The 13,154-nt window shown below is 68.6% G+C and carries 12 protein-coding genes; 8 read left to right on the top strand and 4 right to left on the bottom strand.

The features are described from left to right. Window positions 1–560 precede the first annotated feature (560 nt). Window positions 561–962 carry a hypothetical protein gene (locus tag R5H29_RS15035; protein WP_180877750.1) on the top strand — a complete coding sequence of 134 codons (402 nt, stop codon included), beginning with the start codon at window positions 561–563 and terminating at the stop codon, window positions 960–962. Window positions 963–1,143: 181 nt separating this feature from the next. Here the strand turns inward: R5H29_RS15035 and R5H29_RS15030 are convergent, their stop codons facing one another. Further along, complete coding sequence (locus R5H29_RS15030; RefSeq protein ID WP_005415047.1) at window positions 1,144–1,851, bottom strand: YceI family protein; 708 nt, start codon at window positions 1,849–1,851, stop codon at window positions 1,144–1,146. An 84-nt stretch (window positions 1,852–1,935) separates the two neighbouring features. Beyond that, window positions 1,936–2,526 carry a malonic semialdehyde reductase gene (locus R5H29_RS15025; RefSeq protein WP_180877748.1) on the bottom strand — a complete coding sequence of 197 codons (591 nt, stop codon included), beginning with the start codon at window positions 2,524–2,526 and terminating at the stop codon, window positions 1,936–1,938. Between the two features lie 126 nt (window positions 2,527–2,652). On the opposite strand from R5H29_RS15025, the gene R5H29_RS15020 reads away from it, so the two are divergent. The 6 genes from R5H29_RS15020 (at window position 2,653) to R5H29_RS14995 (ending at window position 6,618) form a co-directional block, all read left to right on the top strand. Further along, window positions 2,653–3,612, top strand: a complete 960-nt coding sequence (locus tag R5H29_RS15020) for a mitochondrial fission ELM1 family protein (protein WP_332329384.1) — start codon at window positions 2,653–2,655, stop codon at window positions 3,610–3,612. Between the two features lie 170 nt (window positions 3,613–3,782). After that, window positions 3,783–4,013 carry a hypothetical protein gene (locus R5H29_RS15015; RefSeq protein ID WP_005415044.1) on the top strand — a complete coding sequence of 77 codons (231 nt, stop codon included), beginning with the start codon at window positions 3,783–3,785 and terminating at the stop codon, window positions 4,011–4,013. 48 nt (window positions 4,014–4,061) lie between these two features. Next, window positions 4,062–4,913: a DUF2145 domain-containing protein gene (locus R5H29_RS15010; protein WP_332329383.1), complete on the top strand. Its 852-nt coding sequence runs from the start codon at window positions 4,062–4,064 to the stop codon at window positions 4,911–4,913. Window positions 4,914–4,932: 19 nt separating this feature from the next. Then, window positions 4,933–5,436, top strand: a complete 504-nt coding sequence (locus R5H29_RS15005; RefSeq protein ID WP_031269949.1) for a hypothetical protein — start codon at window positions 4,933–4,935, stop codon at window positions 5,434–5,436. Between the two features lie 33 nt (window positions 5,437–5,469). Then, on the top strand, window positions 5,470–5,982 hold the full coding sequence (locus tag R5H29_RS15000) for a hypothetical protein (protein ID WP_019662190.1): 513 nt from the start codon (window positions 5,470–5,472) through the stop codon (window positions 5,980–5,982). 75 nt (window positions 5,983–6,057) lie between these two features. Continuing rightward, window positions 6,058–6,618 (top strand): queuosine precursor transporter, encoded by a 561-nt coding sequence (locus tag R5H29_RS14995; RefSeq protein WP_019662191.1) that lies wholly within the window; start codon window positions 6,058–6,060, stop codon window positions 6,616–6,618. Window positions 6,619–6,792: 174 nt separating this feature from the next. Here the strand turns inward: R5H29_RS14995 and glnE are convergent, their stop codons facing one another. Beyond that, the gene (gene glnE, locus R5H29_RS14990; protein ID WP_332329382.1) at window positions 6,793–9,588 is read right to left on the bottom strand and encodes a bifunctional [glutamate--ammonia ligase]-adenylyl-L-tyrosine phosphorylase/[glutamate--ammonia-ligase] adenylyltransferase; all 2,796 of its coding nucleotides are present in this window, start codon (window positions 9,586–9,588) and stop codon (window positions 6,793–6,795) included. Window positions 9,589–9,987: 399 nt separating this feature from the next. Here glnE and R5H29_RS14985 point away from each other — a divergent pair, with 399 nt between their 5' ends. Further along, complete coding sequence (locus R5H29_RS14985; protein ID WP_021202957.1) at window positions 9,988–11,502, top strand: acetyl-CoA hydrolase/transferase family protein; 1,515 nt, start codon at window positions 9,988–9,990, stop codon at window positions 11,500–11,502. A 134-nt stretch (window positions 11,503–11,636) separates the two neighbouring features. On the opposite strand, the gene R5H29_RS14980 is transcribed toward R5H29_RS14985, so the two are convergent. Continuing rightward, window positions 11,637–12,998, bottom strand: coding sequence for a VOC family protein (locus R5H29_RS14980; protein WP_111098406.1), 1,362 nt, complete (start codon window positions 12,996–12,998; stop codon window positions 11,637–11,639). Window positions 12,999–13,154 lie beyond the last annotated feature (156 nt).

The following is a 13,154-nucleotide window of genomic DNA, read 5'->3' as shown; positions in this document are numbered from 1 at the left end:
CTGTGGAGAGCCGAGCCCCGGCTCGGCTGCTCTTCGTGCCGCGATCGGCGAACCCTCGCGCTGCGCGCGATAAGCCGAGCGTGGGCTCGGCTCTACAGGGGTCATCGGCGGCCATGCACATTCCCTGGTGGGTGCGGACCGTTGGTCCGCACGCCTTTGACTGTGTAGAGCCGAGCCCATGCTCGGCTGCTCTTCGTTCCGCGATAGGCGAACCCTCGCGCTGCGCGCGATAAGCCGAGCGTGGGCTCGGCTCTACAGGGGTCATCGGCGGCCATGCACATTCCCTGGTGGGGGGGGGCCCGTGGGGCGCCCCCCGGTGGGGTTGTTGGGGCCCCCCCCACCGCCCGGGGGGGGGGGGCACGTTGGGCCCCCACGCATTTGACTGGGTAGCGCCGCCCCCATGGTCGGCTGCTCTTCGTTCCGCGATAGGCGAACCCTCGCGCTGCGCGCGATGAGCCGAGCGTGGGCTCGGCTCTACAGGTATTCCGCCGCCCGGTTCAACGCATCAGCCGCCAAGCAATGCGACAATCGCGCTCCTTTCCTGCAGCAACGAGGCCCACATGGCCAAACTGACCCTGGCCAGCGTGGATGCGCTGCGTGCCCGCTTCGCTGATGACGCTGCCTGCGATGCGGCCCTGGCCGCCTTCGCCGACACTGTTGCCCTGCGCACGCCGCTGCGCGAACTGGTGGAAGCACAGCACCGCTACCTGCAGGCCGAATTCGAAGTGGCGCAGGTGGCCGATGTGCTGCGCCGCGACCAGAAGTACGCGCCGGTGGGCCGGCCTTCGGTGCATATCGTGCAGCTACGCAAGCAGCAGGCTGCGACCAAGCAGGCGGCGTTGATCGCACGCCAGGTAGTGGCGCAGGCCGCGCAGACGTTCGTGCGCGTAAGCGGGCTGGCGGTGAAGACCAAGCAGAGCCCGAGCGAAGCATGTGGGGCGTGGCTGGGCGCGTTGCGCTGAGGGATCGTGCGGACCAACGGTCCGCACCCACCGACGTGGTAGTGCCGGCCGCTGGCCGGCAACCCCTGATCATCGGCACCTCGCATGCAGCCGGCCAGCGGCCGGCTCTACCGGAACCCAGAAAAGAAGGCCCGCTCTTCAGCGGGCCTTCTGCCTTCTCACGACGAGTGAGCGGGGTGCATCAAGCCGCCGGCTTTTCGCCGGTGGCTTCGGTGGTGATGCGGATCTTCACTTCATCGCTGACGTTCGGGGCGTAGGCGCCGACGCCGAAATCGCTGCGCTTCAGGGTGGTGGTGGCATCGAAGCCAGCCGCCGGAACCTTGGCCATCGGGTGCTCGCCGCCGCCGTTGACGGTGACGTCCAGGGTGACCGGCTTGGTGATGCCCTTGATGGTCAGGTCGCCGGTGACGGTCAGCTTGTTGGTGCCGGCCGCTTCCACCTTGGTGCTCTTGAAGGTGGCATCGGCGAACTTGGCGGCGTCGAAGAAGTCGGCGCTCTTCAGGTGCTCGTCGAACTTGGCGGTGAAGCTGTTCAGGCCGCTCAGCGGCAGCTTCACTTCCACGGTGGACTTGGTCACGTCTTCGGCGTTGTACACCAGGGTGCCTTCGACGTTGCCGAAGTGCGCGCTCGGGTTGGAGAAGCCGAAGTGGCTCCACTGCGCCAGCACGTCGGTGTGGCTCGGGTCCAGCTTGTAGGTGCCCGAGGCGATCTTGATCGCTTCGGCGGCCGGCGCGGCAGCGGCGGCATCGGCGGCCGGGGTGGCGGCCTGCTCGGTGGTGGCCGGGGCGGCGGCATCGGCAGCCGGGGCAGCGGTGTCGGCCGGCTTGGAGCAGGCGGCGATGGCCAGGGTCAGGGCCAGCGGCAGCAGCAGTTTACGGGTGGCGCTCATCTGAGGAACTCTCCGGATCGTAGGGTGGGTACACGGTGCAGCAGGGGCCCGCCAAGGTGGCAGGGCCGAAACCGAGACAGCGACTTACGCGATGCGCGCCGCTTCGTCGAACGACAGACGCGGCAGACGGGGGAACAGGCCCGAGGGGTCACCGTAACCCAGGTTGACCAGGAAATTCGACTTGATGCTGGTGCCGGCGAAGAACGCTTCGTCCACCTTGGCATTGTCGAAGCCGGACATCGGGCCGGCATCCAGGCCCAGCGCGCGCGCGGCCAGGATCAGGTACGCACCCTGCAGGCTGCCGTTGCGGATGGCGGCTTCGTGGCGGCCTTCCTGCGGGCCATCGAACCAGGCCTTGGCATCGGTGTGAGGGAACAGGTACGGCAGCTTCTCGTGGAAGTCCAGGTCGAAACCGATGATGACGGTGACCGGCGCGGCCATGGTCTTGGCCAGGTTGCCTTCGGACAGCGCCGGGGCCAGCTTGTCCTTGGCCTCCTTCGAGGTGACGAAGACGAAGCGCGCCGGCGTGGTGTTGGCCGCGGTGGGGCCCCACTTCACCAGGTCGTACAGTTCCTTCAGCAGGCTCTCGGGGACCGGCTTGTCGAGGAAGGCGTTCTGGGTGCGGGCCGTACGGAACAGCTGATCAAGGGCGGCGGCGTCGAGCGCGTGGGACATCGGTGGATCTCCAGGGCGGCGAAAGGAAGTCAGTGCCCGCGGGCGGCGCGGGGCGAAACGACGAGCCGCAGTGTAGAGTGTCGCGACTGTTGCAACACCCAGCAGGGCTGAAACGAATTAATGCCAATGGTGAAACGATCGAGCGCGCCATGGACGGTCACCGACGGCCGTGCGGGCAATGTCCGCCAGGCGGTCGCGCTGGCCTCGGCACTGCGCCAGGGCACCCACCGACCGCTGCTCCTGCAACCGCGCGCACCCTGGCGCTGGCTGTCGCCGCGGCGCCTGCCCGGCGATGTGAATGGCTACGGCGAGGCCTTGGCGACGCTGGCGGCCGAGGCGCCGGCGCTGGCGATCGGCTGTGGTCGCCAGGCGGCCGGTGCCCTGCGCGTGCTGCGTGCACGCGGCAGCCAGGTGGTGCAGATCCTCGACCCGCGCATCGGCGCCCGCCATTGGGACGTGGTGGTGGTGCCGGAACACGATGCCCTGCGTGGCAGCAACGTGCTCACCCTGCTCGGCAGCCTCAACCCGGTGGACGACGACTGGCTGGCCTGGGGCCGCGCCGCGTTCGCCGGCTTCAGTACCCTGCCTGGCCCGCGCACGGCGCTGCTGGTGGGCGGGCCGACGCCGCTGGCACCGTGGGACGAGAACGCGATGGTCGGCGTGTTCCAGGCGCTGGCCGAGCAGATCCGCAATGAAGGCGGCAGCCTGCTGGCAACCACCTCGCGACGCACGCCGCCGGCCCTGGCCGAGATCCTGCGCGCGAAGTTCGCCAACCTACCGCACGTGATCTGGGGCGATGGTGGCGACGGTACCAATCCCTATGGCGGCCTGCTCGGCTGGGCCAACCGCGTGGTGGTCTCGCCCGATTCGGTGAACCTGCTCTCTGAAGCCTGCGCCACGCGCATGCCGGTGATGGTGGCGCTGGCCGAGACCGCGCAGGGCCGGCTGGCCCGCTTCCAGCAGCAGCTGCGCGAGCGCGGGCGCCTGCAGCCGCACTGGCTGGACTGGCAGTACGACCGCATCGAGCCACTGCGCGAGACTGCGCGGGTAGCGGCGGAAGTGAAGCAGCGCCTGGCATTGGGGTAGTGGCGGCCGCTGGCCGGCAACCCAGGGGGCAAAAACCCAAACATACCAAGAACCCCCCACGCCGGCGCGCGGCGGGGCGCCGCCACTACCGGGATGCACAGCGATTTCTGAACATTTCAATCTGCCCATACCGTTAGAGTCCGGTGCCCCCCACCGGACCGAGTGCCTTCATGCGTACCCTGCTCCTGCTGCCCTTGGCCCTGCTCGCCGCGTGTTCGACCGCGCCCACCGAGCTGGACCCGATCTCCTATCAGTGCCAGCAGCAGCTGGACGCGTACCGCGAGCAGCCGGCGCTGCGCGATCCGAAGACGGGCGAGCGCCCGCCGCTGCCGATCGCCCCGATCAGCGATGCCTGCGACAGGGAACTCCAGCGCAAGGGCGTGGATCGCCCGCTGCGCTGAGCAGCGTATGATCGGCGCGCGGGCCTGCCCGCCGCTGAAGGTGCCGACATGGATCGTTTTGCCCGCCTGCCCCGTGCCGCGCTGCTGATCACCAGCCTGCTGGCGACCGCACCGGCCTGGGCCGACAGCACCGCCTGCCGCGAGCGCTACCCGAGCGTGGCGTCGCAGGCGGCGATGCTGGACGTGGCCTGGACCACCGCCGAACGCCTGGACGCGCTGCCCGATGTGGACGTGGTGGTGGCCGCGCGCGGTGGCCAGGACCTGAGCCGCTACGGCCTGCGCCACAGCCACCTGGCCTTCCTGCTGCGCGAGGACGACGGCCGCTGGCGCGCGATGCACCTGCTCAACCGCTGCAAGACCGACAGCTCGCAGCTGTACCACGAGGGCCTCGGCAACTTCGTCGGCGAGAGCGGCGGCCATACCGACCTGCGCATCGGCGTGCCGTCGGCCCCCTTGCGTGCAGCGCTGCGCGCGATGCTGGTGCCGCCCTCGATCCAGCCCAAGGCGCTGCACGAAACCAGGTACAACGTGGTCGCCTACCCGTTCGCCACCGACTACCAGAACTCCAACCAGTGGGTGCTGGAGGTGCTGGCGGCGGCGATGGCGCAGGCCGAAGGCGCGCCGGCCATCGTCAAGCGCGAACAGGCACAGCAGTGGCTGCGCCAGCAGAAGTACCAGCCCAGCGTGCTGCATATCGGCCTCGGCAAGCGCGTGGGTGCGCGCCTGTTCGTAGCCAACGCCACCACTACCGACCATCCAGCCGGCGAACGCATCTCCGGCAACTATTCGGTGGTGACGGTGGAATCGGTGTTCGACTTCCTGCACCAGCGCAGCCAGCTGCAGCAGGAACTGGTGATCCCCCATGTGCCGGTGGCCGGTGCCACTGCCGCCACGCCCTGAATCCCGCAAGGAGAACGACATGCGTCCGCTGCTTACCTCTGTGTTGTCGATGGTGATCGTCACCGGCCTGGCCTGGTCCACGGCCGCCCACGCCGAACGCCGCATCGTGATCATCCACGACCCGGGCCCGCAGGGACCAAGCCTGGAAATGTCCACGCAGATGGTGGCCTCGGCCCGCGCTGCAGCGGCCAAGGAAGCGCAGGATGCCGCCGACGCCGGCCAGCCGCTGGCCCGCCCGCAGCAGATCAAGCTGCCGCAGATGGAGGTGAGTGCCATCTCCACTACCGTGGATGGCCGCCGCGAAGTGCTGCTGCGTGATGCCAACGATCCGCAGAACACCGCATCGATGCAGTATCCGCGCGGCGTCGGCGACCCGGCCGTGCAGTTCACCGTGGGCCAGACCGTGAATTTCGAGCCAACCGGCAACGACCAGGGCTGGCAGCTGAAGGACAACCAGGGCCGCCCGCTGGAGTACCTGCCCGAGGCCACCGGCCCGCGCGATATCTTCGATACCCGGCGCTGAGCCGCCGTCTCCCCCCCTGACAAGGAGGTCTCCATGTTCCGTTGCCTGCGCGTTCCCGCTTCTGCATTGCTGCTCTCGGCGCTGCTGGTGCCCACCGTCCATGCCGGCGCCGCGCCGCAGTTGAACAGCAGCGAGGCCAGCGTGCTGATCACCTCGCTGATCGTGGTCTCGGTGCCGCTCGCTGCATCGGCGGGCCTGTCCGAACTGTCCAAGGCGCCGTTCAAGGCCAGCGAACGCAACGGCCGGGCCACGCGCACCAAGGCAGTGCCGCTGCCGCCGATGGAGGTGAAGAAGGTGGAGACCACGCCGGAGGGCGAGCGCCAGGTACAGCTGCAGGTGCCCGACAAGGCCGATCAGACCGCCACCCTGCGCTGGCCGGCGCGCGTACATGAAGACCAGACGGCGGCCTTCGTGGTCGGCCAGCGGGTGCATTTCGAGCCCACCGAGGCCGGTGCCGGCTGGACCGTGAAGAGCGCGCAGGGCCAGGCCCTGGCTTACGTCCCCACCGCCTACGCCGCCGGTGACGTGATGAGTGAAGCGCTGTAAAGCTGAACGACCGTTTTTGGTTTTGCCACGGCCCGGGCGGATAATGGGTGATCCCCTTTCTCCCCCTGGCTCGCCATGTCCGTGCGTCCTGCCCCTCTGTTTGCCCCGCTGACCCCGCGCGCCCTGGTGCTGGCGGTACTGGCGATGGGCGCGGTGGTGCTGCTGTCCAACGTGCTGGTGCAGTACCCGATCAACGATTGGCTGACCTGGGGTGCCTTCAGCTATCCGGTCGCGTTCCTGGTCAGCAACCTGATCAACCGCCGCTTCGGCCCAGGCCCGGCGCGCCGCGTGGCGTGGATCGGCTTCGCGGTGGCGGTGTTGTTGTCGATCTGGGTGGCCACCCCGCGCATCGCCATTGCCTCCTGCTCGGCCTTCATCGTGGCCCAGCTGCTGGACATCACCGTGTTCGACCGCCTGCGCCGCGGCAGCTGGTGGCGCGCACCGATGGTGGCCACCACCTGCAGCGCGACGGTGGACACCACCATTTTCTGGTCGATCGCGTTTGCCGGCTCCGCGCTACCGTGGGTGAGCTGGGCCGCCGGCGACCTGGCAGTGAAGCTGGCGATCGGCGTGTGCCTGCTGGCCCCGTTCCGCGCGCTGCTGTGGAAGATGGCGCCGCTGCGCGCCACCAGCTGAACGCACATGCTCTGGTAGGTGCCAACCTTGGATGGCACATGAGCACGGTAGGTGCCGACCGTTGGTCGGCACGCTCCATCAGAGTTCATCACCGCTGACAGATTGTGCCGACCAACGGTCGGCACCTACCAACAGCGGATCATCCCCGGGCAATTGTTCTAATGGGTGCACCCATCACCCGAACGGCAACGCCGCCGCTCGGCACGCGGCCGTAATCGCCGCACACGCGTCTTCAATCGCGGGCGTGGTCGGTGCCAGCCGCGGGCGCCGGTCCAGCGTGCAGGCCAGGCCTACGTCGAGCAGCGTGGCATGCGCGGTATGCAGTGCCTGCGCGGTGGCACCGGGCAGGAAGCCCGCAACCGCCAGCGCATCTATCAACGACGGTGTATCGCGCGGCTGCAGCAGCGCGGGATGCTGCGCACTACGCGCCAGCACGCCGGTCTGCAGCAGGAACTCCAGGTCCACCACGCCACCGGCACCCTGCTTCAGGTCCAGCCGCGCAGCATCGCTGCGGTCCAGTTCGGTGCGCATGCGGCCACGCATCTTCAACACATCGGCATACAGCGTGGCCGGATCGCGTTCGCGGCCCAGCGTCTGTGCACGCACCTGTTCGAAATCGGCCAGCAGGCTGGCATCACCGGCCACGCCGCGTGCACGTACCAGGGCCTGGTGTTCCCAGGTCCACGCGCGTTCGCGCTGGTATTCGGTGTAGCTGGCCAACGAAGACACCAGTGAACCCTTGCCGCCGTCCGGGCGCAGGCGCACGTCGATGTCGTACAGACGGCCGGCGGCGGTGACCGCACCGAGCAGCGCCATCACCTTCTGCGCCAGCCGCGCATACCAGCGCCCCGGTTCCAGCGGACGTGCGCCATCGCTGGCCTCCACGCCGGCCGGATTGTCGTGCAGGAATACCAGATCCAGGTCGGAACCGAAGCCCAGCTCAAGCCCTCCGAGGCTGCCGTAGCCGATGATCGCGAAGCGCCCACCAGGAATCACGCCGTGTGCCGCGCGCATGTCCGCTTCGGCCATCGCCAGCACGGTGGTGACCACCGCCTGGGCCAGCTCGGCCAGTTGCCGCGTGCTGTCCACTGCGCCCTGTCGACCGTCCAGCGTGGCCATCGCCATGCGGAAGCTGAGCGCCAGCCGCGTCTCGTTGAGCCAGCGCAGTGCGGATTCGGGGTCTTCCACCGCCAGCACCTGCTGGCACTCGGCCAGCATGCCGGCCGCATCGGGCATCGGTCCGGACACGCGCACGTCCAGCAGTTCGTCCAGCAGCAGCGGGTACGCGGCCAGCCGCTCGGCCAGCAGCGCGCTGCGCGCCAGCACATCCACCAGCCGCGCCAACGCGCTCGGTTGTTCGTCCAGCAGCGCGAGATAGCTGGTCCGGCGCAGCACCGCCTGCAGCAGGCCAAGCACGCGCTTGAGCGCGGCATCGGGTTGCGGCGAGCGCGTGGCCGCATGCAGCAGCGCCGGCAGTACGCGATCCAGCCGTGCACGTGCGGCGTCGGACAGGGACTTCACGCCGGTGCCCTGGGCGAAATCGCGCAGCGACTGATCGGCGCCATTGGCATCGAGGAAACCGGCTTCCGCCAGCAACGGCGCGTTGCTGCCCTCGGGCAGGCTGCGCCAGTAGTTGGCCAGCGCGTCGGGCGCAGCCTGGCCCTTGCGCGGCGCCAGCAGCGCGGCGAATTCGGTGCTGACCCGCTGCTGCTGTTCGGCCAATGCCGCGCGCAGTACCTCCCAATCCGGGTAGCCGAGGCCGACGGCGATGCGCGCGCGGTCCAGCGCGTCGCTGGGCAGCACGTGGGTCTGCGCATCGCGCAGCATCTGCAGGCGGTTCTCCAGCCGGCGCAGGAACAGGTAGGCCTCGCGCAGCGCACTGCCGTCCCCGGGCGCGATCTGCCCCGCAGCCACCAGCGCGTCCAGTGCCACCAGCAGGCGGCGCTCGCGCAGCGCAGGTTCGCGGCCACCGCGGATCAGCTGCAGCGCCTGGCACAGGAACTCGATCTCGCGGATGCCACCGGCGCCGCGCTTGATGTCTTCGTGCAGCTCGCGGCGCGCGACTTCGGCGGTGATCGCTGCCTTCATCTCGCGCAGGCCATCGAGCGCAGTGAAATCCAGGTAGCGGCGGTACACGAACGGGCGCAGGGTCTGCAGCCACGCTTCACCGGCCTCGATATCACCGGCGACCGCGCGCGCCTTCAGCCACGCATAGCGCTCCCAGTCGCGGCCTTCGCGCTGGAAGTACTGGTCCATCGCCGCGAACGACAGCGCGACGCGGCCGGCGCTGCCGAACGGGCGCAGGCGCAGGTCGACGCGGTGGCTGAAGCCATCGACGGTGGTTTCGTCCAGCAGCTTGGCTAGGCGCTGGCCAAGGCGGGCGAAATACTCTTCGGCGGCCAGCGCGCGCGGGCCGTCGGATTCGCCGCCGTGCGGATAGGCGTAGACCAGGTCGATATCGGAACTGAAGTTGAGCTCGCCGCCGCCAAGCTTGCCGAGGCCGAACACCACCAGCTGCTGCGCGGCGCCTTCGCCATCGCGGACCACACCGTGGCGCTGGGCGAATTCCTGCTGCAGCGCGTCCAGCGCCAGCCGCAGGCAGTCCTCGGCCAGGGTGGTGGCGCCGGCCAGGGTCTGTGCCACGTCGTCCAGGCCGGTCAGGTCGCGCCAGATCAGCCGCGTCGACATGGCAGTACGCCAGCGCCGGATCTGCGCCGGCCAGTCGCTGGGCTGCAGCGGATCGAGCACCGGTGGTGGGATCGGCGGGCAGCCGGGGGTAGCCAGCTGCGCCAGCAGCGCCGGTTGCCGCACCAGGGTGTCCAGCGCGAAGTCGCTGGCCACCGCCAGTCGGGTCAGCAGCGGCAGCAGTTCGGCAGGAACGGGCTCGGGCAGGACCTGGGCCAGGCGCGCCAGGGCGCGGTCGACAAGGGGCTGCAGGGAGGCGGGCAGGTCAGCGGGGGCGAGGGTCATGGGCGGATTGTATCGACCCGGTCGGGACGCGACGGACCCGGTAGTGGGGGGCGCGGGGCCGCCGCGCCCCCCATACAGCCCCCAGGCCCCGCCGGATGGTTGCTGCCGTGGCCGGCCAGCGCCCGCCACTACCGATAATGGAGGCCGCGCATTCATACTGGGCGACAGGCAATAAAAAAGCCCGCTTGCAGCGAACTGCCAGCGGGCTCTGCTCCCTCCCCCACGTCGGGATGCAGGGCCATCGTGCGGGCTGCGAAAGCACTTTGCACGCTGCACTGCAAAACAGAACCGATGGGTATGGGTGAGCCCCTTGGGGGAAAAGCCATTCCACGAAGGTAGAACCCCCCGTACGGATGAGGATGGCCGATAATCGGGATTCCCCCCAGAAACACTGTCGTCATGTCTGTTGATCGCATCGCCAACGCGCGTCTCCGTGACCGCGTGGTCTCCGCCGAGGCCGCAGCCGCGCTGATCCAGCCCGGTGAAACCGTGGCCATGAGCGGCTTTACCGGCTCCGGGTATCCCAAGGCCGTTCCCGTGGAACTGGCCCGCCGCATCGAAGCGGTGCACGCCCAGGGCAATCCCTTCCAGATCAAGCTGATGACCGGCGCGTCGACCGCGCCGGAACTCGATGGCGCGCTGGCCAAGGCCGATGGCATCGCCATGCGCATGCCGTTCCAGAGCGACCCGGACGCGCGCAACCGCATCAACGAGGGCAAGCTGGATTACATCGACATCCACCTCAGCCACGTTGCCCAGCACGTGTGGTTCGGTTTCTACGGCGAGATCGACACCGCCGTGATCGAAGTCTCGGCCATCCGCGAGGACGGTTCGCTGGTGCCCTCCACTTCGGTCGGCAACAACAAGACCTGGCTGGACCTGGCCAGGAAGGTGATCGTCGAGGTCAACGAATGGCAGCCGGCCGGCGTTGACGGCATGCACGACATCTACTACGGCACCGCGCTGCCGCCGCACCGCAAGCCGATTCCGCTGGTGAACGCCAACGACCGCATCGGCGACACCGCGCTGCGCTGCGACCCGGACAAGATCGTGGCCGTGGTGCGCACCAACGGCCCGGACCGCAACAGCCCGTTCAGCCCGATCGATGCAACCAGCGAACAGATCGCTTCGCACCTGATCGAGTTCCTCAAGCACGAGGTGAAGAAGGGCCGCCTGCCGCCGAACCTGCTGCCGCTGCAGTCGGGCGTGGGCAACATCCCCAATGCCGTGCTGGCCGGCCTGGCCAAGAGCGGTTTCCGCGACCTGGCCGCGTTCACCGAAGTGATCCAGGACGGCATGCTCGACCTGCTGCGCGATGGCGTGCTGAGCTACGCCTCGTGCACCGGCTTCGCGCTGAGCCCGCAGGCCAACGAGACGTTCAAGGAGAACATCGATTTCTACCGCGAGCGCATCATCATGCGTACGCAGGAAATCTCCAACCACCCCGAACTGGTGCGCCGCCTGGGCTGCATCGGCATGAACGGCATGATCGAGGTGGACATCTACGGCAACGTCAATTCGACGCACGTGATGGGCACGCGGATCATGAACGGCATCGGCGGTTCGGGTGACTTTGCCCGCAATGGTTTCCTGTCGGCGTTCCTGAGCCCGTCCACCGCCAAGAACGGCACCATCTCGGCGATCGTGCCGATGGCCAGCCATGTCGATCACACCGAGCACGATGTGTCGGTGATCGTCACCGAACAGGGCCTGGCCGACCTGCGCGGGCTGACCCCGCGCAAGCGCGCGCAGGTGCTGATCGACAACTGCGCGCACCCGGATTTCCGCCCGCAGTTGCAGGATTACTTCGACCGTGCCAGCCGCGAGAGCTACGGCAAGCACACCCCGCATCTGCTGCCGGAAGCGCTGTCGTGGCACCAGCGCTGGCTGGATACCGGAACGATGAAGGGCTGAGGCCCGCGTCTGTAGAGTCGAGCCATGCTCGACTCTCCTTCCCTGTGCAGCCGAGCATGGCTCGGCTCTACAAAGGGGCCGCTCCGCAGAATCCCTGTAGAGCCGAGCCCACGCTCGGCTCCACGGCAAGCGGTTTACCCGCGCAGCGCCGCCAGCGATTCGGCCTGCAGCCGCTCGTAGATCTCGAACTCGTCGTTCACCGCCACGCCCAATGCCTGCTCGAAGGCCTCGCGGTTGGCATGTGCGGCATAGGCGCGCTGTTCTTCGCCACCCAGGTTCGACTGGAAAATGCCTGCGGCGCTGACCGGCAGGAAATCCTCGTAGACGATCGGGTCAGCCGTCGCCAGGCCGGCGGCCACCAGCACTTCAGCGGGAAGATCGGCCACGCGCTCCGGCGCGGCGCGGCCGGCGTCGGTCAGCTGGTAGCGGTAATACCCCAGGCCTTCCTGGCGCAGCGTGTCATGGTCATCCGGGAAGCTGGCGAACACCGCCTGCAGGCGCTGGCCGTAGTCGCCGCCGGTGCTGCCTTCGCCACCGGCGTCGCGGGCCTGCGACAACAGTTGGTCGTACAGCGCGCGGCCCTTCGGGGTCAGCGCCAGGCCGCGTTGTTCGATCTCGCCGAAGCGCGCGGTATGCGTGCCGGCGTCACCACCTTCGGCATCCGGGAAATGAACGGCTTCTTCCAGGGCCTTGAAGCTGGTCTGGCGCAGCAGGATCGGGCAGGCACGGCGCGGCGGACCTTCGATGACCGCCTTGGCCGCCATGCCGTGCTCGATCATTGCCGCCTGCGCCGCGTCGATGTCCAGCGTGCGCGGGGTCAGGTGGTTGATGTGCGGGCCACGGAAGCTGACCACGTCGGCCACCAGCCGGTGCGCGTTGTGCAGCGCGCGGTAGGTCGGCAGGTCGACCGTGGCGTCACCATGCCAGCGGAAGGTTTCCAGTGCTTCATCGACGAAGCGCTCGGCATCGGCCTGCGACAGGCCGCCGTCACGCTCGGCCTGCTCGATCAGTGCCAGTGCGCCGTCGGTAAAGATGCGGCGGCGTGACAGGATCTTCGCCGACTCGGCACGCAGCGCTTCATCTTCGATCAGTTCCAGGCGCAGCAGCGAGGTGAACACGCGGAACGGATTCTGTGCCAGCGCCGCGCCGGTGAGTGGGCGGAACGCGGTGGAGTGCACCGGCACGCCGGCCACCGACAGGTCGTAGTAGCCGACGGGGTACATGCCCATCACCGCGAACAGGCGGCGCAGCGTCGCCAGCTCCTGCGCGGTGCCGACGCGGATCGCGCCATGACGCTCTTCATCCAGCCGCGCACGCTCGTCGTTGCGCTGCAGCTGCGCGGCCAGCGCCGGGTCATGGGCAAGCACCTGCGCGTTGATCCGCTCCACCAGTTCCACCAACGTGCCGTACAGCGGCACTTCAGTGCGGTACATGCGGGACATGGCCTGCGCAAACAGGCGGCGGATCACATCAGGCGAAACGAAAGAGGCGCTCATCAGTCACTCGATTACGGGAACGGGGAACAGCTCGGACCCGTATTGTCGCCGGAGCGCCCGGCGGCGGCGATACGCAGAGCAACATAAGGAAACCGGTAGTGCCGGCCGCTGGCCGGCAACCTCCGGATGCCTGGAATGGTGCAGTTGCCGGCCAGC

Source organism: Stenotrophomonas sp. A3_2 (assembly GCF_036624925.1).
GTDB lineage: Bacteria > Pseudomonadota > Gammaproteobacteria > Xanthomonadales > Xanthomonadaceae > Stenotrophomonas > Stenotrophomonas hibiscicola.
The sequence above is the reverse complement of the archived record's forward strand: the minus strand, read 5'-3'. Positions and strand labels throughout refer to the sequence as shown.

What these genes read in the sequence shown, in the direction of transcription:
- R5H29_RS15035 (WP_180877750.1), top strand. Translation starts at nt 561, where the DNA reads ATGGCCAAACTGACCCTGGCCAGCGTGGATGCGCTGCGTGCCCGCTTC.
- R5H29_RS15030 (WP_005415047.1), bottom strand. Translation starts at nt 1,851, where the DNA reads ATGAGCGCCACCCGTAAACTGCTGCTGCCGCTGGCCCTGACCCTGGCC.
- R5H29_RS15025 (WP_180877748.1), bottom strand. Translation starts at nt 2,526, where the DNA reads ATGTCCCACGCGCTCGACGCCGCCGCCCTTGATCAGCTGTTCCGTACG.
- R5H29_RS15020 (WP_332329384.1), top strand. Translation starts at nt 2,653, where the DNA reads ATGGTGAAACGATCGAGCGCGCCATGGACGGTCACCGACGGCCGTGCG.
- R5H29_RS15015 (WP_005415044.1), top strand. Translation starts at nt 3,783, where the DNA reads ATGCGTACCCTGCTCCTGCTGCCCTTGGCCCTGCTCGCCGCGTGTTCG.
- R5H29_RS15010 (WP_332329383.1), top strand. Translation starts at nt 4,062, where the DNA reads ATGGATCGTTTTGCCCGCCTGCCCCGTGCCGCGCTGCTGATCACCAGC.
- R5H29_RS15005 (WP_031269949.1), top strand. Translation starts at nt 4,933, where the DNA reads ATGCGTCCGCTGCTTACCTCTGTGTTGTCGATGGTGATCGTCACCGGC.
- R5H29_RS15000 (WP_019662190.1), top strand. Translation starts at nt 5,470, where the DNA reads ATGTTCCGTTGCCTGCGCGTTCCCGCTTCTGCATTGCTGCTCTCGGCG.
- R5H29_RS14995 (WP_019662191.1), top strand. Translation starts at nt 6,058, where the DNA reads ATGTCCGTGCGTCCTGCCCCTCTGTTTGCCCCGCTGACCCCGCGCGCC.
- glnE (WP_332329382.1), bottom strand. Translation starts at nt 9,588, where the DNA reads ATGACCCTCGCCCCCGCTGACCTGCCCGCCTCCCTGCAGCCCCTTGTC.
- R5H29_RS14985 (WP_021202957.1), top strand. Translation starts at nt 9,988, where the DNA reads ATGTCTGTTGATCGCATCGCCAACGCGCGTCTCCGTGACCGCGTGGTC.
- R5H29_RS14980 (WP_111098406.1), bottom strand. Translation starts at nt 12,998, where the DNA reads ATGAGCGCCTCTTTCGTTTCGCCTGATGTGATCCGCCGCCTGTTTGCG.